Origin of the sequence: Actinophytocola oryzae, from assembly GCF_004364325.1 — a bacterium.
GTDB lineage: Bacteria > Actinomycetota > Actinomycetes > Mycobacteriales > Pseudonocardiaceae > Actinophytocola > Actinophytocola oryzae.
In genome coordinates, this window is record NZ_SOCP01000005.1 from 506,489 (window position 1) to 526,718 (window position 20,230).

17 protein-coding genes are annotated in these 20,230 nt (G+C 71.1%); 11 read left to right on the forward strand and 6 right to left on the reverse strand.

The window, feature by feature from the left end:
- Positions 1-65 precede the first annotated feature (65 nt).
- A complete protein-coding gene (locus CLV71_RS17045) occupies positions 66-704 on the reverse strand; it encodes an NAD(P)-dependent oxidoreductase (protein WP_133903719.1) in 639 nt (212 codons plus the stop codon).
- A gap of 58 nt (positions 705-762) precedes the next feature.
- On the opposite strand from CLV71_RS17045, the gene CLV71_RS17050 reads away from it, so the two are divergent.
- Positions 763-1,236, forward strand: a complete 474-nt coding sequence (locus CLV71_RS17050) for a MarR family transcriptional regulator (RefSeq protein WP_133903720.1) — start codon at positions 763-765, stop codon at positions 1,234-1,236.
- 814 nt (positions 1,237-2,050) lie between these two features.
- Here the strand turns inward: CLV71_RS17050 and CLV71_RS17055 are convergent.
- The gene (locus CLV71_RS17055) at positions 2,051-3,277 is read right to left on the reverse strand and encodes a cytochrome P450 (protein ID WP_133903721.1); all 1,227 of its coding nucleotides are present in this window, start codon (positions 3,275-3,277) and stop codon (positions 2,051-2,053) included.
- A 109-nt stretch (positions 3,278-3,386) separates the two neighbouring features.
- On the opposite strand from CLV71_RS17055, the gene CLV71_RS17060 reads away from it, so the two are divergent.
- The 7 genes from CLV71_RS17060 to CLV71_RS17090 all read left to right on the forward strand — a co-directional run bounded on the left by CLV71_RS17060 (position 3,387) and on the right by CLV71_RS17090 (position 12,485).
- The gene (locus CLV71_RS17060; RefSeq protein WP_133903722.1) at positions 3,387-4,505 is read left to right on the forward strand and encodes a steroid 3-ketoacyl-CoA thiolase; all 1,119 of its coding nucleotides are present in this window, start codon (positions 3,387-3,389) and stop codon (positions 4,503-4,505) included.
- Positions 4,505-5,242, forward strand: a complete 738-nt coding sequence (locus CLV71_RS17065; protein ID WP_133903723.1) for an enoyl-CoA hydratase family protein — start codon at positions 4,505-4,507, stop codon at positions 5,240-5,242. Before CLV71_RS17060 ends, CLV71_RS17065 begins: the two co-directional genes overlap by 1 nt.
- Before the next feature lie 146 nt (positions 5,243-5,388).
- Positions 5,389-6,201, forward strand: a complete 813-nt coding sequence (locus CLV71_RS17070) for a CoA transferase subunit A (protein WP_208297592.1) — start codon at positions 5,389-5,391, stop codon at positions 6,199-6,201.
- Positions 6,202-6,569: 368 nt separating this feature from the next.
- Positions 6,570-7,250, forward strand: coding sequence for a CoA-transferase subunit beta (locus CLV71_RS17075; RefSeq protein ID WP_133903912.1), 681 nt, complete (start codon positions 6,570-6,572; stop codon positions 7,248-7,250).
- Positions 7,250-8,293 (forward strand): NAD(P)H-dependent flavin oxidoreductase, encoded by a 1,044-nt coding sequence (locus tag CLV71_RS17080; protein ID WP_133903725.1) that lies wholly within the window; start codon positions 7,250-7,252, stop codon positions 8,291-8,293. The genes CLV71_RS17075 and CLV71_RS17080 overlap by 1 nt, the downstream gene beginning before the upstream one ends.
- Positions 8,294-8,356: 63 nt before the next feature.
- Complete coding sequence (locus tag CLV71_RS17085) at positions 8,357-10,000, forward strand: RNA ligase family protein (protein WP_133903726.1); 1,644 nt, start codon at positions 8,357-8,359, stop codon at positions 9,998-10,000.
- Entirely contained in the window at positions 9,987-12,485 is a 2,499-nt protein-coding gene (locus CLV71_RS17090; RefSeq protein WP_133903727.1) for a poly(A) polymerase, read from the forward strand. Before CLV71_RS17085 ends, CLV71_RS17090 begins: the two co-directional genes overlap by 14 nt.
- Here the strand turns inward: CLV71_RS17090 and CLV71_RS17095 are convergent.
- The 3 genes from CLV71_RS17095 to CLV71_RS17105 are packed head-to-tail and all read right to left on the reverse strand — an operon-like array spanning position 12,480 to position 15,786.
- Positions 12,480-13,853, reverse strand: coding sequence for a WS/DGAT/MGAT family O-acyltransferase (locus tag CLV71_RS17095; RefSeq protein WP_133903728.1), 1,374 nt, complete (start codon positions 13,851-13,853; stop codon positions 12,480-12,482). The genes CLV71_RS17090 and CLV71_RS17095 overlap by 6 nt on opposite strands.
- 41 nt (positions 13,854-13,894) lie before the next feature.
- Positions 13,895-14,632, reverse strand: a complete 738-nt coding sequence (locus CLV71_RS17100) for an SDR family oxidoreductase (RefSeq protein ID WP_133903729.1) — start codon at positions 14,630-14,632, stop codon at positions 13,895-13,897.
- Complete coding sequence (locus tag CLV71_RS17105) at positions 14,629-15,786, reverse strand: acyl-CoA dehydrogenase family protein (RefSeq protein WP_133903730.1); 1,158 nt, start codon at positions 15,784-15,786, stop codon at positions 14,629-14,631. Before CLV71_RS17105 ends, CLV71_RS17100 begins: the two co-directional genes overlap by 4 nt.
- Positions 15,787-15,828: 42 nt before the next feature.
- On the opposite strand from CLV71_RS17105, the gene CLV71_RS17110 reads away from it, so the two are divergent.
- The 3 genes from CLV71_RS17110 to CLV71_RS17120 are packed head-to-tail and all read left to right on the forward strand — an operon-like array spanning position 15,829 to position 18,666.
- Positions 15,829-16,662: an enoyl-CoA hydratase gene (locus tag CLV71_RS17110; protein WP_133903731.1), complete on the forward strand. Its 834-nt coding sequence runs from the start codon at positions 15,829-15,831 to the stop codon at positions 16,660-16,662.
- Positions 16,652-17,782 carry an acyl-CoA dehydrogenase family protein gene (locus CLV71_RS17115; RefSeq protein WP_133903732.1) on the forward strand — a complete coding sequence of 377 codons (1,131 nt, stop codon included), beginning with the start codon at positions 16,652-16,654 and terminating at the stop codon, positions 17,780-17,782. The genes CLV71_RS17110 and CLV71_RS17115 overlap by 11 nt, the downstream gene beginning before the upstream one ends.
- A complete protein-coding gene (locus tag CLV71_RS17120; RefSeq protein WP_133903733.1) occupies positions 17,779-18,666 on the forward strand; it encodes an acyl-CoA dehydrogenase family protein in 888 nt (295 codons plus the stop codon). Before CLV71_RS17115 ends, CLV71_RS17120 begins: the two co-directional genes overlap by 4 nt.
- Here the strand turns inward: CLV71_RS17120 and CLV71_RS17125 are convergent.
- Positions 18,644-20,203, reverse strand: coding sequence for a serine/threonine-protein kinase (locus CLV71_RS17125; RefSeq protein ID WP_243866524.1), 1,560 nt, complete (start codon positions 20,201-20,203; stop codon positions 18,644-18,646). The genes CLV71_RS17120 and CLV71_RS17125 overlap by 23 nt on opposite strands.
- Between the last annotated feature and the right edge of the window lie 27 nt (positions 20,204-20,230).

Below are 20,230 nucleotides of genomic sequence, written 5' to 3' on the forward strand. Positions count from 1 at the left end.
CGGACGGCAGAAGGGGCCGCCGGGGTCGCCCGAACGGGCAATGTGCCCGAAAGCGGCGGCTGTCGTCACCGTGCGACACCGACCGCCTGCCGTACGGCACGTTCGTCGGTCAGCAGGGCCAGCATCGCGTGCGCGACCTCGGCGCGGGAGGCGAAGATGCCGCGCGGGACGTTGCCGCCGATCTCGACGCGGTAGTCGCCGACCGGCTTGTTGGTCAGCTTCGGCGGCCGGACGACCGTCCAGTCCAGCCCGCTCGCGGCGATCTCCCGCTCCATGACCGCGAGGTCGCCGTACATCTCGCCGAAGACCTTGCGGGTGAAGGGGAACACGATGCGCCGGTTCAGGAAGCCGTCGCCCTCGGGCAGCGGGCCCACCGGGGCGGCGCTCACCGCGACGAACCGGTTGATGCCCTCGGCCTCGAGTGCGGCGAGGATGTGTCGTGTCGGGACGGACGCGGCCGTCACGTCCTTCGTGCCGCTCGGGCCCACACCGGACAGTGCGGCGTCGCAGCCGGCGATCGCGGCCCGGACGCGTTTCGTGTCTCCTAGGTCCGGAACCGTGACCAGTTGTAGTTGTGGATCGTCCGTCAGTGTGAACTTCGCCGGGTTTCGCACGATCGCCGTTACCGTGTGCCCCTGCGCCAGTCCGAGCTTCACCAGTTGGGTCCCAACCCCGCCGGTCGCCCCGAAGACAGCGAGCTTCATCGGTACCTCCCACGTAGTATTTCCATACGCTCAACATACGATACGGAATTCGTACTATATGACAAACGTAGCACAGGGGCGGGGCCGACGCCGGGTCGTCAACACCGTCAAGGACGCGATCCGCGGGCTGAGGACCGATCTGGCGCTCCTCAACCGGCGCATCAGCGGGCGCCTGGACCTCCGCGACGGCGACCTGGACCTGCTGGAGCTGATCGCCAGACTGGGCCCGCTCGGCCCGTCCGCGCTGGCCCGGCACGCAGGCCTGCACCCCGCGACGATGACGGGCGTGCTCGACCGCCTCGAGAAAGGCGGCTGGCTGACCCGCGAGCGCGACCCGCAGGACCGACGCAGCGTGACCCTACGCATCCGCCGCGAGCGGGTCGGCGAGATCTTCACCCTGTACAGCGGTATGAACCAGGCACTGGACGACATCTGCGCCGGCTACACCGACGAGGAACTCCTGGTGATAGCGGACTTCCTGAGCCGCGCGGCCACCGCAGGCCAGAAGGAGACAAAGTCGCTGGAACGGTGACATTGGCTCGCTGGCGGTGTTGGTTTGGCTCGCTCCGCTCGCTGGTGACCGGGCCTCCACCCGGCGTCTTCCCTCCTGCGCGCGCAAGCCCCTGGGCTCGCTCCGCTCGCGCAGGAACTTCCGTGCTCGTCAGTCCAGACACCGGCGGCCCGCTCACGGTGTTGGTTTGGCTCGCTCCGCTCGCTGGTGACCGGGCCTCCACCCGGCGTCTTCCCTCCTGCGCGCGCAAGCCCCTGGGCTCGCTCCGCTCGCGCAGGAACTTCCGTGCTCGTCAGTCCAGACACCGGCGGCCCACTCACGGTGTTGGTTTGGCTCGCTCCGCTCGCTGGTGACCGGGCCTCCACCCGGCGTCTTCCCTCCTGCGCGCGCAAGCCCCTGGGCTCGCTCCGCTCGCGCAGGAACTTCCGTGCTCGTCAGTCCAGACACCGGCGGCCCACTCACGGTGTTGGTTTGGCTCGCTCCGCTCGCGGGTGAGCGGGCCTTCATCCGGCGTCTTCCCTCCTGCGCGCGCAAGTCCCTGGGCTCGCTTCGCTCGCGCAGGAACTTCCGTGCTCGTCAGTCCAGACACCGGCGGCCCGCTCACGCGCAGCGTGGTTGCACGGTCTCTTCGCTTTGCAGCGGGGGCTTCACCGGAGCCGTCGGTTCCTTCGCCGGGGCGGGTCGTTCGCTTTGGCGCCCTCGCTGATCGGTTCGCCCTGGCGCTGGTGGTCCTATCTGTGACAGGGGCTCGCTGGCGAGCGCGGGCCTGGTTGCACCGTTTGTTCGCTCTTGAGCGGTCTACGCCGTTGTGTGGCCTGGGCGGGGCGACCCGCCCTTATGTATAAGTGACCTGTAGTTCCTTGATGCCGTTCAGCCAGCCGGAGCGTAGGCGGCGTGGTTCGCCTGCCTTGCGGATGTTCGGCATGTGGTCGGCGATCGCGTTGAAGATCAGGTCTATTTCCAGTCTGGCCAGGTTCGCGCCTACGCAGTAGTGGGCGCCCGTGCCGCCGAAGCCCAGGTGTGGGTTGGGGTCGCGGAGGATGTCGAACTTCCGCGGGTCCTCGAAGACGTCCGCGTCGAAGTTGGCCGAGCTGTAGAACATCCCGACCCGGTCGCCCTTCCTGATGTTCGCGCCGCCCAGGGTCGTGTCCTCCTTCGCGGTGCGTTGGAAGGACATCACCGGGGTGGAGTAGCGGACGATCTCGTCTGCCGCGGTCGGCGGGCGGGTCGACTTGTACTCCTCCCACTGCTCGGGGTTCGCCAGCAGCAGGTGCATGCCGTGGGTGATCGCGTTGCGGGTGGTCTCGTTGCCCGCCACCGCCAGCAGCAGCACGAAGAAGCCGAACTCCTCCGACGTGAGCGAAGTGCCGTCGATGTCCGCGTTGACCAGTTTCGTCACCAGGTCGTCCGCCGGGCACTTCTTGCGTTCCTCCGACATCGCCCACGCGTAGCCCAGCAGCTCCGCCGAGGCGTTCATCGGGTCGACCGAGTACTCCGGGTCCTCGGAGCCCACCATCTGGTTCGACCAGTGGAAGACCTTGTGCCGGTCGTCCTGCGGGATACCCAGCAGCTCGGCGATCGCCTGCAGCGGCAGCTCACACGCCACCTGTGTCACGAAGTCACCGCTGCCTGCCTCACGGGCGTCGGCCACGATGCGTTCCGCGCGTGACGCCAGCGCCTCACGCAGCTTGTTCACCGACTTCGGCGTGAAGCCGCGGGACACGATGCCGCGGACCTTCGAGTGGTGCGGCGGGTCGATGTTCAGCATGATCAGGCGCTGCATCTCGATCTTGTCGCGGGTCATCTCGGAGTTGAACCGGATGATCGCGGTGTTCTCCTCGGACGAGTAGACGTCGCTGTTGCGCGAGACCTCCTTGACCTCGGCGTGGCGGCTCACCACCCAGTACCCGTCGTCGCCGAACCCCGCGGTGTTGTGCGGCTGTTCGTTCCACCAGACAGGCGCCGTGGCACGTAGCTCGGCGAACTCCTCGACGGGGATGCGCTGCTGGTAGAGGTCTGGGTCGGTGAAGTCGAAACCGGCCGGGATCCGAGGTGCGGCCATTGCAACCCTCCCGAAACATGGAACACGTTCTACTCGATTCAAACACACGGGCTCAGACAAACCAAGCGCCTGCTTGCTTCGTCTAGTAACACGTTCTAGTTTGGTCTCCATGGGAAACCCGGTGATCGTGGCGGCCGCGCGCACGCCGATCGGCAGGCGCGGGGGCACGCTGTCCGGCTGGCACCCGGCCGAGCTGCTCGGCTTCGCCCAGCTCGCCGTGCTCGACCGTGCCGGCGTCGCCCCCGAGCTGGTCGAGCAGGTGTTCGGCGGCTGCGTCACGCAGGCAGGCGAGCAGTCCAACAACGTCACCCGCACCGCGTGGCTGCACGCCGGCCTGCCGTACCAGACGGGCTGTCTCACGCTCGACGCCCAGTGCGGCTCGGCGCAGCAGGCCATGCACCTCGTGGCGGCGCAGATCACGGCAGGCGCCATCGATGTGGGCATCGCGTGCGGGGTCGAGGCCATGAGCCGTGTGCCGCTGCGCTCGAACATGGGCGTGGACGTCGGCACGCCGCGGCCCGACTCGTGGGACATCGACCTGCCCAACCAGTTCGGCGGCGCGGAGCGGATCGCGGTCCGGCGGGGACTGTCCCGCGAGGACGTCGACCGGTTCGGCGCGCTGTCCCAGCAGAAGGCCCGCAAGGCCTGGGACGCCGGTCACTTCGACCGGGAGGTCGTGCCCGTCGGGAACGTGACCCGCGACGAGGGTCTTCGGGAGACCAGCATCGAGGCATTGGCGAAGCTCAAGCCCGTGCTGGAGGACGGTGTGCACACGGCGGGCACGTCGTCGCAGATCTCGGACGGCGCGTCCGCGGTCCTGCTGGTCGACGAGGAGAAGGCACGGTCCCTCGGACTGACGCCGCGTGCGCGGATCGTCGCGCAGTGCCTGGTCGGCAGCGAGCCCTACTACCACCTCGACGGCCCGGTCCAGGCGACCGAGCGGCTCTTGGGCCGCACGGGCATGAAGATCGGCGACCTGGACCTGTTCGAGGTGAACGAGGCCTTCGCGTCGGTCGCGCTGTCCTGGATGGCGGTGCACGAGCCGGACCCGGACCGCGTCAACGTGAACGGCGGTGCCATCGCGATCGGGCACCCCGTCGGCAGCACGGGTACGCGGCTGGTCACGACCGCACTGCACGAGCTGGAGCGCCGGGACGCGTCGACCGCGCTGATCACCATGTGCGCGGGCGGTGCGCTGTCGACGGGCACGATCATCGAGCGCGCCTGATGGCCGTCGAGGTGAACGAGGCCGAGCCGGGGGTCGTCGTGGTGACGGTGGACTACCCGCCGGTCAACGCGCTGCCCGTGGCAGGCTGGTTCGCCCTCGCCGACGCCGTCACGAAAGCGGGCCGTGACCCGAGCACTCACGTCGTCGTGCTGCGGGCCGCTGGGCGCGGGTTCAACGCGGGCGTGGACATCAAGGAGATCCAGGCGAGGGGGCACAGCGCGCTGGTCGGTGCGAACCAGGGCTGTCACGCGGCTTTCGGTGCGGTGTACGACTGCGAGGTGCCGGTGATCGCGGCCGTGCAGGGGTTCTGCCTCGGTGGCGGCATCGGGTTGGTCGGCAACGCTGATGTCGTGGTGGCCAGTGACGACGCGTCGTTCGGACTGCCCGAAGTGGACAGAGGGGCGCTCGGTGCGGCCACGCACCTCTCCCGGCTGGTGCCGCAGCACCTCATGCGGGCCATGTACTACACGGCGTCGACGGTCACGGCCCAGCAGCTGCACCACTTCGGGTCGGTGTACCGGGTGGTGCCTGCCGCGGAGCTGGAGGGTGCCGCGCTGGAGGTCGCCAAGCGGATCGCCGCCAAGGACACCCGCGTGATCCGCGCGGCCAAGAAGGCGATCAACGGGATCGACCCGGTTGACGTGCACCGCAGCTACCGATACGAGCAGGGTTTCACGTTCGAGCTGAACCTGACCGGTGCCGCAGACGAGGCCAGACAACGGTTCCTGGAGGATTAGTGGAGCGGGAGCGACGGGGCGGGCGCCGTCTGGACTGACGAGCACGAAGGCCCGGCGAGGCACGAGCCCTGGGCCTTCGCGCGCAGGAGGGAAGACGGCGTCCTGGCGGAGGAGCGGAGCGACCAATGTCACAGAGGGACAAACGGATGACTGCCGACGAGGTGGTCTCCACACTGTCCGACGGGATGACCGTCGGTATCGGGGGCTGGGGGTCGCGGCGCAAGCCGATGGCCTTGGTGCGGGCGATCCTGCGCTCCTCGCTGCGTGACCTGGCGGTCGTGTCCTACGGCGGGCCCGATCTCGGGCTCCTGTGCGCGGCAGGCAAGGTGCGCACGGCCGTGTTCGGGTTCGTGACGCTGGACTCGATCCCCTACGACCCGTACTTCCGCAAGGCCCGCGAGTCCGGGGCGATCGCCGTGCGGGAGTGGGACGAGGGCATGTTCCAGACCGGGCTCCGCGCCGCCGCACACCGGTTGCCGTTCCTGCCGATGCGGGCCGGCCTCGGCTCGGACGTCCTGGAGTCCGACCGGTCGCTGAAGACGGTCCGCTCCCCCTACGACGACGGCGAGGAGCTGCTCGCGGTACCTGCCCTGCACCTCGACGTGGCCCTGGTGCACCTCAACCGCGCCGACCGGCACGGCAACGCCCGCTACCTCGGCCCGGACCCGTACTTCGACGACCTCTTCTGCCTCGCCGCGGGAAAACGGTTCGTGTCCTGCGAGTCCGTTGTGGACACCGCCGACCTCGCGGAAGGCCCGCCACAGACGCTGCTGCTCAACCGGATGATGGTCGACGGCGTCGTGGAGACACCGAACGGCGCCCACTTCACGAGCTGCTCACCGGACTACGGCCGCGACGAGGCCTTCCAGAAGGAGTACGCCACGGCCCCCTGGGAGTCCTTCGCCGACAAGTACCTCAGCGGCGACGAAGCCTCCTACCAGAAGGCGGTGGCCGCATGAGCGGAGCTTGCGCAGCGATTCATCCATACTCACGCCGCCGCCGAGACCGCGGAGGGCGGCGGTGTAGCGGAGCCTGCGGAGCGTTCCGGCGCCACGCAGCGGGGGAGGCGGCGGCCGCATGAGCGGAGCTTGCGCAGCGATTCATCCATACTCACGCCACCGCCGAGACCGCGGAGGGCGGCGGTGTAGCGGAGCCTGCGGAGCGTTCCGGCGGCACGCAGCGGGGGAGGCGGCGGCCGCATGAGCGGAGCTTGCGCAGCGATTCATCGATACTCACGCCACCGCCGAGACCGCGGAGGGCGGCGGTGTAGCGGAGCCTGCGGAGCGTTCCGGCGGCACGCAGCGGGGGAGGCGGCGGCGTGACGAACATGGACGTCTGCGTCGTCGCCTGCGCCGAGCTGTTCCGCGGCGACGGTGAGATCCTGGCCAGCCCCATGGGTTTGGTCCCCGCACTCGGCGCGCGGCTCGCCAGGCTGAGCTTCGAGCCGGACCTCCTGCTGTCCGACGGCGAGGCCACCCTGCTGACCGGCGACGGCGTCGCGGAAGGCTGGCTGCCCTACCGCGCGGTGTTCGACGTGGTCGCGCACGGGCGCAGGCACGTCGTGATGGGTGCCAACCAGATCGACCGCTACGGCAACCAGAACATCTCGTGCATCGGCCCCCACGCCGCGCCGAAGCGGCAGCTCCTCGGGGTCCGGGGCGCGCCGGGCAACACCGTCAACCACCGGACCAGCTACTGGGTGCCGAGGCACTCGCCCCGGGTGTTCGTGCCGACCGTGGACTTCGTGGCCGGCGTCGGCTACCACCGGGGCGGCGGCGCGTTCCACGACGTGTACCGGGTCGTGACCGACCTGTGCGTACTGGACTTCGGCGGCCCGTCCCACGCGATGCGCCTGCTGTCCGTGCATCCCGGTGTCTCGGTCGACGACGTCGTCGAGCAGACCGGGTTCCCGCTCGTCGTCGAGGACCCTGGCGTGACACGGACCCCGACCGACGACGAGCTGGCCCTGCTGTCCACACTGGACCCGACCGGCGCGCGGAACGCCTGATGGAGACCGCGCTGACGAGGCTCGTCGGGGTCCGCCACCCCGTGGTGCAGACCGGGATGGGCTGGGTCGCCGGGCCGCGGCTCGTGTCGGCGGTCGCGAACGCGGGGGGCCTTGGCATCCTCGCGTCGGCGACGATGACCTACGACGAGCTGAAGTCGGCGGTCGAGGAGGTCAGGGCCAGGACGGACAGGCCGTTCGGTGTGAACCTCCGCGCGGACGCAGCCGACGCCGCCGACCGCGCCGAACTGCTGATCTCGGCCGGGGTCAGGGTCGCGTCGTTCGCGCTGGCGCCGTCGCGGGAGCTGATCGCGACGCTCAAGGACGCCGGGGTCGTGGTCATCCCGTCGATCGGGGCGGTCCGGCACGCGGAGAAGGTCGCCGGGTGGGGCGCGGACGCGGTGATGGTGCAGGGCGGCGAGGGCGGCGGCCACACCGGCCAGGTCGCGACGACCGTGCTGTTGCCGTCGGTGGTCGACGCCGTGGACATCCCGGTCATCGCGGCGGGTGGGTTCTTCGACGGCCGGGGTCTCGCCGCCGCGCTCGCGTACGGGGCGGCCGGGATCGGCATGGGCACGAGGTTCCTGCTCACCGAGGAGAGCACGGTGCCGCGGGCGGTCAAGGACGCCTACCTGGCGAGCGGTCTGACCGACACGGTCGTGACGACCCGCGTCGACGGCATGCCGCACCGGGTCCTGCGCACGGACCTGGTGTCGGCACTGGAGAACGCGGGCTCGGCCAGGGGGCTTCTGCGTGCGGTGCGCAATGCCGCACGGTTCCGGAGCCTGACGAACCTGTCGTGGGCCGCGATGGCGCGTGAGGGACTGGCCATGCGGCGCAACCACAAGCTCACGTGGTCACAACTGGTCATGGCCGCCAACACGCCGATGCTCCTGCGCGAGGGCCTGGTCAACGGCAGTACCGAGGCGGGCGTGCTGGCGTCGGGTCAGGTCGTCGGCGCGCTGCGGGACCTGCCGACGTGCGAGGAGCTGATCACCCGCGTCGTCCGTGAGGCAGGCGAGATCATCGGCGGCCTGCCCCGGTAAACCGGGTGCCGCCTGCCGCCGGACGATCTACCGTGATCCCGGCGGCGAGCGGAGGAGCGGATCATGCGGGTGCACTATCCCCGTACGTCGCACCTGCCCTGGTCACCCGGTGCGTCGTCGGACGACGTGCGGACGACCGACCTGTCCGGCCTCGCCGGGCGCGAGGTCGTGGTCACCGAGAAGCTCGACGGCGAGAACACCACCCTGTACGCGGACGGACTGCACGCCCGGTCGCTCGACTCGGCGCACCACCCGTCCCGTGCGTGGGTGAAGTCGTTGCAGGGCCTCGTCGGACCGTCGATCCCGGCAGGCTGGCGGGTGTGCGGGGAGAACCTCTACGCACGGCATTCCCTGGCCTACCACGACCTCGACAGCTGGTTCTCCGCGTTCTCGGTGTGGGACGGCGACTTCTGCCTCGACTGGGACGCGACCGTGCGGTTCTGCGCGGACCGCGGTCTGCCGACGCCGCCCGTGCTGTGGCGCGGGGTGTTCGACGAGAAGGCGTTGCGTGGCCTGCGGTTGGACCTCACCCGGCAGGAAGGCTTCGTGGTGCGGGCAGTCGCGGGGTTCACGCGTGACGAGTTCTCGGCGCGGGTCGCGAAGTGGGTGCGGCGCGGGCACGTCCAGACCGATCAGCACTGGATGCAGGCGCCGGTCGTGGTCAACGGGCGCGGTGCCGCCGCGGCGCTGTGGGACGTGCGGGCGGGTTTCCCGGTCGATGTGCCTGCGCTGCTGGCCGCAGTCGACATGCGGTCCACGAACGACCTCACGCGGCTCGACCTGCTCGGCCGCACGGGCGACGCGCGGCTGGCCGGCGTGCTCGCCACGCTCCTCCACGCCTGCCCCCGGCCGAGGGTCATGGCCCGGCTGGCACGACTCGGACTGCCGCTGGCCCGCCGCGTCGCCGATCTCGTCGGACTGCATCCGTTGCTGTACCGGGACTTCCCGGACGAGGCACGCCGCGCCGGACTGACCCGGCTGGCGATGGCGACGGACCTGGGGGTGCTGCACGCGGTGGCGGCGGCCGTCGGCGACACCCAGGCCGTCGAGTGGTCCCGGATGCACGCCGAGGAGGCCGGGTTGCTCGGGCCGGACCCGTGGCGGCCACTGCGGGACGCGCTGACCGACCTTGCGCCGGGTGACGTCCGCGACCGGTGCTTCGCCGAGGCGCGCACGGCCCTGGCGGACGGGCGCCTCCACAGCCCGGAGGAGGTACCCGCTGCCACCTGGCGGTGGCGGGCAGGCGACTTCCCCCGGCTCATCGTCCTGGTCGGCCCGGCAGGCAGCGGCAAGAGCACGTTCGTCACAGGTCAGGAGGTCGATGACGTGGTGTCGATGGACGCGTTGCGGGACTCGGGCGACCAGCGGGCCAACCCCGCCGTGCTGCGGGAGGCGCTCGGCCGGCTCGACAGGGCACTGGCACGCGGCGGCACCGTCGTGTGGGACGCGACCGCGCTCAACCGGCACCAGCGCTCGACCGTCGCGACGGTGGCCGCCGGCCGGAACGCCCTGGTCACGCATGCCGTCGTGGTCGTCGAGGAAGAGGAGGCCGCGCGCCGCAACGCCGCCAGGTCCCACCCGGTGCCGCCTGCGGTCCTGTCCGCGCAGTTCGCCCGGTTCGTCCCGCCCTACCCCGGTGAGGCCCACCGGACCTGGTACGTCGGCGCCGCGGGCACGGTCGAGGATGTCGACGATGCGCACGAGTGAGGAGATCTACCACCGCGTCCGCTGGGACCCGCGCTTCGACCCGGCGCGGTTCACGCTGGGCATCCTCGTGCGTGGCGCACCGCCGAAGCGGCTGCCGCTGCCCTCGTTCGTGCCGGGCGGCGACGTTCCGTGGCACCGAGTGCTGTTCATCGAGGCCGACGGCGAGGTGGTGTGGGACCGGGCCACCGGGGTGGACCGCCTCGACGAGACGCACGCCGGACGCGGTTCGGCCGTGTTGCCGTCCTTCTTCACCACGCGGCAAGTGCACGGCGACGCCTCGGGAGTGCCAGGCTTCCAGCTGCGAGTACTGACGTGGAACACGTTGTGGGACCGCTTCGACAGCGACCTCATTGACACCGCGAGCCGCAGGCCCCTGCTCGTCGAGGCGTTGGCACGCTCGAACGCGGACGTCATCGCGCTGCAGGAGGTCGAACCGGCCCTCTACGACATGGTGGCGCTCGACGGCTACACCATCACCAGCGGCGCGGATGTCGACGAGCACGGGTTGGTGCTGCTGTCCCGCCTGCCGGTGCTGGCGGCGGGACACCACGCGTTGAGCGCGCACAAGGGCGTCGCGGCGATGGTGGTGCGCACGGCGGCGGGCCCGGTCGCCGTGCTGGCCACGCACCTGACGAGCGACCACCACCCGTACGGCCCGGCGCGACGCGTCGACGAGCTGAGGCAGCTGGCCGTGGGCCTCGCGGACCTCGACCACCCGCTGGTGCTGGTGGGTGACTTCAACGGCGGCGCGGTCGAGGACCTGGGCCTGGCCGACGCGTGGACCGTGGTCCACGACGACGAGACGCCGACGTTCGACCCGCCGAGGAACCCCCTGGCGGCCGTGTCGTCGCTGACGGGCCGGGCGTTCCGGCTCGACCGCGTACTGGTCCGGGGCGTACGCCCGGTCGCGGCGGCGCTGCTGGGCACCGAGCCGCCGTTCGTCTCGGACCACTACGGCGTGGCGGCGACCGTGGACCTGGCCCCGCACACCGAGGTGCTGGACGAGGCCCCGACCACGCGGACGGCGGTGGCGTGGCTGCCGCCCGAGGACCTGTGGCCCGCGCTGAACGAGGTCAGGGCGGCACACGACCCGGCTCACGACCGGTGGCCCCCACACGTCAACGTGCTGTTCGGCTTCGTGCCGGAGTCGTCGTTCGAGCGGGCGGTGCCGCTGCTGGCGTCGGCCGCGGCGTCGGTGCCGCCGTTCCCGGTCCGGCTGGCCGAGGTCCGCCGGTTCGACCACGGGACGGTGTGGCTGGACCCGGCCGCCGACCCGACGTCGTGGACCGCGCTGCGGCAGGCCCTGGTGGACCGGTTCCCCCAGTGCGCTGGCCGCTTCACGCCCCACCTGACCGTGGGCCGGGACGTGGCGGCGGTGGACCTGCCGCCCATGTCCGCCACAGTCGGTCGGCTGGTGGTGCTGTCCCGTCGCGGCACCGAGCCCATGCGCCCCCGCATGACGGTCGACCTCGGCACGGGCGCGGTGCGCGGCATCCGGGAAGCGCCCCCACCGCCTGCGACGACACGGGCCAGCGTGGCGGGTGTGCTCGCACGGGTCGGCGCCGCGGTGCCGGACGGGGTCGTGCACGTCGTCGGGTCGCGGCGGATGGGCTGCGATCGGGACGGCGCCGACCTCGACCTCGTGGCCGTGCTGCCTGGTGAGGTGGATCTCGGGCGGATCCAGGTGTCCGGTGCGGAGCGGGTTCGGCGGGTGACGGGCGCGCGGGTGCCAGGGCTGCGGTTCCGGCTCTTCGGCCTGTCGGTCGACCTCACCCTCGCGGGCGAACCGGCCTCCCCCGTCGCGTTGAGCGCGATCACCGACGCGGAGGCCGTCCTCGCGGCGGTAGCCGACCGGCACGACGCTTTTGCCACCCTGGCAAGGACGGTCAAGGCGTGGGCCGCCGCCCGGGGGCTCGACTCCGCGCCCCACGGCGGCCTGCCGGGACTCGCCTGGGCCGTGCTCGCCGCACGGACCGTCCGCGAGAACGACGACGCGAGCCTGGCCGACTTCTTCGGACAGTGGGCCGCCTGGGACTGGCGCGAACCCGTGACGCTGCTGGGCGACGACGTCCCGGCGACCGAGGACGCCATGACGATCATGACGCCGTCCGCGCCGGTCCGGTCCTGCACCGAGCAGGTCAGCGCCGGCATGCGGGACCTCGTCACCAGCGAGCTGTACGCCGCGTGGGAGACGGTTGAGGACCCACTACCCGCCACGCCACTGCACCGGCGGCACGCGGCCTGGGCCGTCCTGACCGTCGAGGGCGACGCGGGGCGGTTGCGGGGTCGGGTCCGGGCACTCCTCGACCACCTGCCGGCCGACGCCCACGCCTGGCCCGCACCCATCGGCCCTGGCCGGTTCGTCATCGGGCTGGGCGCGAACCCACCCGACGCGGACGAGCTGGCCACGGCCGTCGGGCGGTGGGGCGGCGTGCCGGGCGTACGGGTCGAGCTTGTCGGCAACGGCGACGTGCCGACGCTATGAGAACGCCTTCTCCAGGTCCACCAACGAGTCCTCCAGCAGACCGAGCAGGCGCTGCAGGTGCGGGACGGTGCCGCGGCAGCCGGTGAGGCCGAACTCCAGGTTGCCCGCGTAGCTCGTCACCGTGATGTTGAGCGCCTGCCCCTCGTACGGGATGGACAGCGGGTAGACACCCTGCATGCGCGCGCCGTTCCAGTACAGCGGCTTGCGCGGGCCGGGAACGTTCGAGATCAGGACGTTGAACGCGGGTGGGGCGACCTTGACCATCCCGGGGATCATGCCGACGGCCAGCGGGATCAGCGGCACCGCAGACAACGCGAGGATCTGCAGGCGGCTCATGCCGTGGTAGACCGCCTTGCCCCGCAGCATCGAGTCGTGGATGGTCCGCAGCCGGTCACCCGCCTCGGCCTCGGTCGTGGCGAGGTCGCACAGGATGATGCCGATGGCGTTGCCGCCGATGGAGGCGTCCGTGCGCAGCGACATCGGGATGGCCGCGACGAGCGGTTTGTCCGGCAGGGCGCCGAGGTCCAGCAGGTACCTGCGCAGCGCGCCGGAGCACATGGCGAGCATGACGTCGTTCATCGTGGCGCCCGCGGCCTTGCCGACCGCCCTGATCCGGTCGAGCGGCCAGCCCTGCGCGGCGAAGCGGCGGGCACCGGTGATCGCGACGTTGAACATCGACCTCGGCGCCTGGAACGACAGGGTCGCGGACTGCTCGCGGAACGCCTCGTTGATGACCTTCGTCGTGGCCGAGCCGAAGCCGCGGACCTCCTGGAACAGGTCCTGCACCGCGCGGACCGGGTCGAAGGCCGCCGACTCCCTGGCGCGGCCGCCGCCGCTGAACACGTCGGTGCGCACGCGTGGCGACCACGGCGGCCGGACGTCCATGTCCGACGGGTCGTCCGACAGCGACGACTGCATGAGCCGCAGCGCGGACACGCCGTCGAGCAGTGAGTGGTGCACCTTGGTGTAGGTGGCGAACCTGTTGCCCTGCAAGCCTTCCATCATCGTGAACTCCCACAGGGGACGATGGCGGTCGAGCAGGTAGCCGTGCAGGCGGGAGGTCAGCTCGAGCAGCTCGCGGACCCGGCCGGGCCGGGGCAGTCCGGACAGCCGCACGTGGTACTCGAGGTCGAGCTGCTCGTCGGACGTCCACGCGAACTGGCCGACGGTGCCGACCGGGCCGCGCGGCCTGCGCCGGAACAGCTGGCGCACGTCCACAAGCGACATCAGCTGCCGGTGGAAGTCGCTGACGTAGTCGGGGCCCGCGCCCTCGGGCAGCTCGAACAGCTGCAGCCCGCCGACGTGCATGGGGTGCTCGCGGGACTCGGCGAGCAGGAACATCGAATCCGTCACCGGCATGATGGGCATCGTGTACCTCCTGCACGCACCCTAGTGCTCCCAAGCGTCCATCACGGATGCCGGCTACTCACCGCGATGACCTCACCCGTCAAGTAGGACGCGAGGTCGCTTGCCAGGAACAGCATCACGTTGGCGACCTCGAACGGCTCGGCCGAGCGACCGAAGGCCTCGCGTGCGGTCAGTTCGCGCAGTAGCTCCTCACTCGTCACCTTCGCGAGGTGCTGGTGCATCACGAGACTCGGCGCGACCGCGTTCACCCGGATCCCGTGTTCGGCCACATCCATTGCGGCACAACGGGTCAACGCCATCACGCCGGCCTTCGCCGCCGCGTAGTGCGCCTGCCCCTCCTGTGCGCGCCAGCCCACCACCGAGGCGTTGTTGACCACCGCGCCGCTGCCCTGGGCCACCATCTGCCGCAGCGCGGCGCGGGTGCAGCGGAACGTGCCGTTCAATGTGACGTCCAGGACGCGGTGCCACTCCTCGTCCGTCATCTCCAGCACCGAGGCCGTGCCGCCGAGACCGGCGTTGTTGATCATCACGTCCAGCCTCCCGTACTCGGCCACCGTGCTGTCGACCAGCTCCTGGACCTGCTCCTCGACCGTCACGTCGCACGGGATCCCCTTGACGCCGAGGTCGGACGCCGTGGCGGCGAGGCGGCGCTCGTGCCAGTCGCTCACCACGACCGTCGCGCCCTCCTCCAGCGCGCGACGGGCCACCGAGGAGCCGATGCCCGTGCCTGCCGCGGCTGTCACCACGACCACCTTGTCGCGCAGCAGGTCGTGCGTCATGCGCGGGCCTCCCTCGGCAGGCCGAGCACCCGCTCGGCGATGATGTTGCGCTGGATCTCGTTGGAGCCGCCGTAGATCGTGTCCGCGCGGCTGAACAGCCACAGCCGCTGCCACTCGTCCGCGATGCCGCCCGCCACCATGCCCGCCGCGCCGAGCACCTCCATGGCCAGCTCGCCGAGCCCTTGGTGCCAGTTCGCCCACACGAGCTTCGTGACCGACGCGCCGTCAGTGGTGCCGATCGTCCGCAACGCGTGCCACCGCATGACGTCCAGGCCGATCCGCGCCCGCGTCAGCTTCTCGCGCAGGACCGGGTCGTCGAGCACGCCGGTGTCCCGCGCGAGCGTGACCAGGGCGTCCAGCTCACGCCGGAAGCCGACCTGCTGGCCGAGCGTGGCGGCGCCCCGCTCGAAGCCGAGGGTGGCCATCGCGACCCGCCAGCCACCGCCGACCTCGCCGACGACCAGGTCGGCCGGGGTGCGGGCGCCGTCGAAGAAGACCTCGTTGAACTCCGACCCACCCGTTAGTTGCTCAATGGGACGGACCGTCACGCCGGACTGGTCCATCGGCACGAGCAGGTAGGACAGTCCGTCGTGCCCCCGCCCGCCTCCCCGCCCCTCTCCACGGGGGGTGGTCCGCACGACCGCGAAGCACCATTGGGCCACGTGCGCGAGCGAGGTCCACACCTTCTGGCCGGTGATGACCCACTCGTCGCCGTCGCGCACCGCGGAGGTCGACACCGACGCGAGGTCCGAACCGGCGCCCGGCTCCGAGTAGCCCTGGCACCACAGCTCCTCGACCCGTTTTATCGGCGGCAGGAACCTCGCGCGCTGGGCGTCCGTGCCGAGCGCGATCAGGGTCGGGCCGAGCAGCTCCTCGCCGAAGTGGCTCACCCGCGCCGGTGCCGCGGCCCGTGCGTACTCCTCGTGGAAGACGACCCGCTCCTCGACCGACGCGCCGCGCCCGCCGTGCTCCTCCGGCCAGCCGATACACGTCCAGCCTGCCGCCGCGAGATGCCGGTCCCACTCGATCCGCTCGTCGAACGCCTCGTGCTCACGACCGGGCCCACCGAGCCCACGCAACGCGGCGAAGTCGCCGGACAGGTTGTCGGCCAACCATTCCCGCACCGTCGCCCGGAACTCCTCAAGGCCCGTCATGGGGTGTTAGCCTACCAAGCAATTGCTTTGTTGGGAGGGCTCGTGACCGTCCAGTACGAGGTCGACGGCGCCGTGGCGACCGTGACCATGAACCGCCCCGAGTACCGCAACGCGCAGAACTCCGCCATGACCTACGCGCTCGACGCGGCGTTCACCCGTGCCGTCGACGACGACGAGGTCAAGGTCATCGTGCTCGCGGGTGCGGGCAAGCACTTCTCGGCCGGGCACGACATCGGCACGCCGGAACGGGACGTCGACCAGTCCTTCGAGCGCAGGGCCGTCATGTGGTGGGACCACGTCGGCAAGGCGGGCGGCGACAACCGGTACGCCCGCGAGATGGAGGTCTACCTGGGGATGTGCCGCCGCTGGCGGGAGATCCCCAAGCCGACCATCGCGATGGTGCAGGGCGCGTGCATCGCCGGCGGCCTCATGCTGGCCTGGGTGTGCGACCTGATCATCGCCGCCGACGACGCGTTCTTCGCCGACCCGGTGGTACGCATGGGCATCCCCGGCGTCGAGTACTTCGCGCACCCGTGGATGCTCGGGCCGCGCGCGGCCAAGGAGTTCCTGTTCACCGGCGACCGCTTCGACGCGGCGAGGGCGTACGAGCTGGGCATGGTCAACCGCGTGGTGCCACGCGGCGAGTTGCACAGTGAGACGCGCAAGGTCGCGGCGAAGATCGCGGAGATGCCGAGGTTCGGGCTGGCGCTCACCAAGCGGGCCGTGAACCAGGCCGAGGACCAGATGGGCATGCGCAGCGGCATGGACTCCGTGTTCGGCCTGCACCACTTCGCCCACGCCCACAACGCCGAGACCTCGAAGGACTCGCTCGCCGGGATGGACGCCCGATCGATGAGGGACGCCAGTGGATCTTGACCTGGACGCCGCCACGGAGGACTTCCGCCACGAGGTGCGGGACTGGCTGTCCACGCACGTACCGCCGGAACCGCTGCCACCCATGGACACCGCCGAGGGCTTCGAGCCGCACCGCGCGTGGGAGCGCACGCTCGCCGACGCCAGGCTGTCCACCGTGACCTGGCCGCACGAGTACGGCGGCCGGGGCGCGACGCTGCTGGAGTGGATCGTCTTCGAGGACGAGTACTACGCCTGCGGCGCACCCGGCCGGGTCTCCGCCAACGGCGTCGCGCTGCTCGGCTCGACGCTGATGGCGTACGGCACCGACGAGCAGAAACAGCGGGTGCTCCCCCGCATGTCCCGCGCGGACGACGTCTGGGCGCAGGCCTGGTCCGAGCCGGAGGCGGGCAGTGACCTGGCAGGCATCCGCAGCCGCGCGACCCGTGTCGACGGCGGCTGGGTCCTCGACGGACAGAAGACGTGGAGCTCGCGGGCCTCATTCGCCGACCGCGCGTTCGGGTTGTTCCGCAGTGATCCAGAGGCAGAACGCCACCGGGGCCTCACGTACGTCATGTTCGACCTGCGGGCCGACGGCGTCACGGTCCGGCCGATCGCCCAGCTCGACGGCGTCCCCGGCTTCGCGGAGATCTTCCTCGACGACGTGTTCGTGCCGGACGAGGACGTGATCGGCGAACCGGGCGACGGCTGGCGCGTCGCGATGAGCACGGCCAGCAACGAGCGCGGCCTGACGCTGCGCAGCCCCGGCCGGTTCGTCGCGGCGGCCGACCGCCTCGTCGACCTGTGGCGGTCCAACCCGGACCCGAAGATGGCCGACCGCGTGGTCGACGCGTGGATCGGCGCGCAGGCCTACCGCCTCTACACGCTCGGCACGGTCAGCAGGCTCGACGAGGGTGGCACGCTGGGTGCGGAGTCCAGTGTGAACAAGCTCTTCTGGTCCGACCTGGACGTGACACTGCACGAGACCGCCCTCGACCTGCTCGGCGCGCACGGCGAGCTGGCGGGCAGCTGGCAGAACGGCTACCTGTTCTCGCTGGCAGGCCCGATCTACGCGGGCACGAACGAGATCCAGCGCAACGTCGTCGCCGAGCGCGTGCTCGGCCTGCCAAGGGGTGGCCGATGAGGTTCACAACCAGCCCTGAGCAGCGTGAACTGGCCGCGAGCGTGCATGCGCTGTTGTCGGACGTCGGTGTGCCTGCCGCGATCAGAGCCTGGGCAGCCGGCGAGCACACCTCTGGCCTGGAGATTCTCGCCAAACTGGCCAAGGTCGGTGTCGGCGAGCTGAGCGAGTACCCGGTCGAGCTGGTCGTGGTGTTCGAGGAGCTGGGCCGCCACGCCGTGCCCGGCCCCCTGATCGAGTCCTACGCGGTCGTGCCCGCACTCGGGCTCACCGCCGAGCTGGCGACCGTCGCGGTGCCGCCGCACGTGCCGTACGCGCTGGACGCGGACGTGGCCACCCCGTTCGTGGTGGTCGGCGACACGGTGCACCACGCCGAGGTCGGCACCCCCCTCACGTCGGTGGACCCGGCACGAAGGCTGTTCGAGGTCCGGCCGGGCGAGTGGGCGGGCACCGCGACGGACGTGCTGCACCTCGGTGCGCTGTGCCAGGCCGCGCAGCTTGTCGGCCTTGGCCGAGGGCTGCTGGAGCAGTCGACCGACCACGTCACCCAGCGCAGGCAGTTCGGACGCGCCGTCGGGGAGTTCCAGGCGGTCAAGCACCACCTGGCCGACGTGCAGGTCGCGCTGGAGTTCGCGCGCCCACTCGTGCACGCGGCGGCCGTCACCGGCAGCGAACGGGACGTCTCGGCCGCACGCGTGGCCGCCGCCGACGCCGCCTACCTGGCCGCACGCGCGGCACTGCAGGTCCACGGCGCCATCGGCTTCACCCAGGAGCACGACCTGTCGCTGTGGCTGCTCAAGGTCCGGGCGCTGCGGTCGGCCTGGGGCACCCAGACCTACCACCGGCGCCGGGTGCTGGACGCCGTCACTTCGCCAGGGAGTCGATGACCAGCCCGCCGTTGATCATCGTGATGCGGACCGACTTGCGCGCCGACTGCCCGTCCCCGTAGGTGACGGTGCACGACACCTCGCGCGTGCCGTCGGGGTTCGCGTTGTCGATGTGCGCTTCCTTGGAGCTGACGGCCGGGAACGCGGCCCAGTACTGGTTGAACGCCTCCTGGCTGCCGAACTGGGCCTGCCCGTACGGCGAGAGCATGGCCCAGCGCTGCTCGGGACTCCTGCCGGTGCCGTAGTAGTCGATCACGAACTGGCCTGCCGTGGAGTAGTCGATGAACGTCCCGGGCGGCGGGGCGACCTGGGTCGCGGCCGCGGGTGGGTTCGGCGACGTGGACTTGTCGTCCGTGGACGGCGCCGGCTCGTCGCTGGTGTCGCCGCCCTTCGCGGGCGGGTTCCCGGCCTGCTCGGTCGCGGAGGTGCTGCCCTGGGCGGTGTTGCCGCTGTTCCCGCCGCCCTTGTCGTCGTTGATGATGAGCACGGTGAAGAGCGTGCCGACCAGCACGAGCAGGGCGACCACACCGACGATCACCACGTTCCGCCGCGACGGGCCCGCCGCCTGTGTCGGCTGCCCCTCCGGCTTGCGGAACGCGGCCGTCGGCATGGCCTCCAGCGGCTGCGGAGGCGTCGGCGGGGCCTGCGCCGGGAGCACCGGGCGCGGCGGCGTCGCGATCTTCGTCGCCGCCGGGGTGGGCACCGGCATGACCTGCGTGGCGGCGGTGGCCAGTGACTCGGCCGCCTCCTTCATGGTCGGCCGCTCGCCGGGGTCGACCCGCATGAGGCTCATCAGCGTCGGTGCCAGCGGGCCCGCGTTGCGTGGCGACGGCACGTTGCCGGAGGCGACGGCGTGCAGCAGGGCCAGCGGGTTCGTGTTGGTGCCGAACGGCGGCCTGCCCTCGATCGCGTGGTAGAGCGTCGAGCCGAGCGAGAAGACGTCCGAGGCACGCGACGAGTCGCCGCCGCGCGCGATCTCCGGGGCCAGGTAGGCGGGCGTGCCCGCGAGCATGCCGGTCTGCGTGGTCATCGTGCCGTCGTCGAGCGCGCGGGAGATGCCGAAGTCGGTGATCTTCACCGTCCCGTTCTCCGCGAGCAGGATGTTGCCGGGCTTGATGTCGCGGTGGGCGATGCCGACGGCATGCGCCGCCGCGAGGGCGTCGGCGACCTGCGCGCCGATCTCCGCGGCCTCGTTGGGCGGTAACGTCCCGCGTTCCTGGAGCACCACGGACAGGCTCTTGGACGGCAGGAACTCCATGACCAGGATCGGGTCGCCCTCGTCCTCGGCGACGTCGAACAGGGCGATGGCGTTGCGGTGCTGCAGGCGAGCCGCGATCCGGGCCTCCCGCATCGCGCGTCTGCGCACCTCCTCCGTCATCGGGGCCGACAACGCGTGGCGGACGATGAGTCGCTTGATCGCGACGGTACGGCCGAGCCGTTCGTCGTGCGCCTTCCAGACGACGCCCATCGCGCCGCTGCCGACCTGCTCTATCAGGCGATATCGGCCGGCGACCAGTACATCCTTCTCGATGACCAAGGACTCCCTAGGTTGTCTTCGTGACCA

Bases quoted from the DNA above. Each gene is read 5' to 3' on its own strand.
- CLV71_RS17050 (WP_133903720.1), top strand. From the start codon at position 763: ATGACAAACGTAGCACAGGGGCGGGGCCGACGCCGGGTCGTCAACACC.
- CLV71_RS17120 (WP_133903733.1), top strand. From the start codon at position 17,779: ATGAGGTTCACAACCAGCCCTGAGCAGCGTGAACTGGCCGCGAGCGTG.
- CLV71_RS17105 (WP_133903730.1), bottom strand. From the start codon at position 15,786: ATGACGGGCCTTGAGGAGTTCCGGGCGACGGTGCGGGAATGGTTGGCC.
- CLV71_RS17055 (WP_133903721.1), bottom strand. From the start codon at position 3,277: ATGGCCGCACCTCGGATCCCGGCCGGTTTCGACTTCACCGACCCAGAC.
- CLV71_RS17100 (WP_133903729.1), bottom strand. From the start codon at position 14,632: ATGACGCACGACCTGCTGCGCGACAAGGTGGTCGTGGTGACAGCCGCG.
- CLV71_RS17065 (WP_133903723.1), top strand. From the start codon at position 4,505: ATGGCCGTCGAGGTGAACGAGGCCGAGCCGGGGGTCGTCGTGGTGACG.
- CLV71_RS17070 (WP_208297592.1), top strand. From the start codon at position 5,389: ATGACTGCCGACGAGGTGGTCTCCACACTGTCCGACGGGATGACCGTC.
- CLV71_RS17095 (WP_133903728.1), bottom strand. From the start codon at position 13,853: ATGCCCATCATGCCGGTGACGGATTCGATGTTCCTGCTCGCCGAGTCC.
- CLV71_RS17060 (WP_133903722.1), top strand. From the start codon at position 3,387: ATGGGAAACCCGGTGATCGTGGCGGCCGCGCGCACGCCGATCGGCAGG.
- CLV71_RS17090 (WP_133903727.1), top strand. From the start codon at position 9,987: ATGCGCACGAGTGAGGAGATCTACCACCGCGTCCGCTGGGACCCGCGC.
- CLV71_RS17075 (WP_133903912.1), top strand. From the start codon at position 6,570: ATGGACGTCTGCGTCGTCGCCTGCGCCGAGCTGTTCCGCGGCGACGGT.
- CLV71_RS17045 (WP_133903719.1), bottom strand. From the start codon at position 704: ATGAAGCTCGCTGTCTTCGGGGCGACCGGCGGGGTTGGGACCCAACTG.
- CLV71_RS17085 (WP_133903726.1), top strand. From the start codon at position 8,357: ATGCGGGTGCACTATCCCCGTACGTCGCACCTGCCCTGGTCACCCGGT.
- CLV71_RS17080 (WP_133903725.1), top strand. From the start codon at position 7,250: ATGGAGACCGCGCTGACGAGGCTCGTCGGGGTCCGCCACCCCGTGGTG.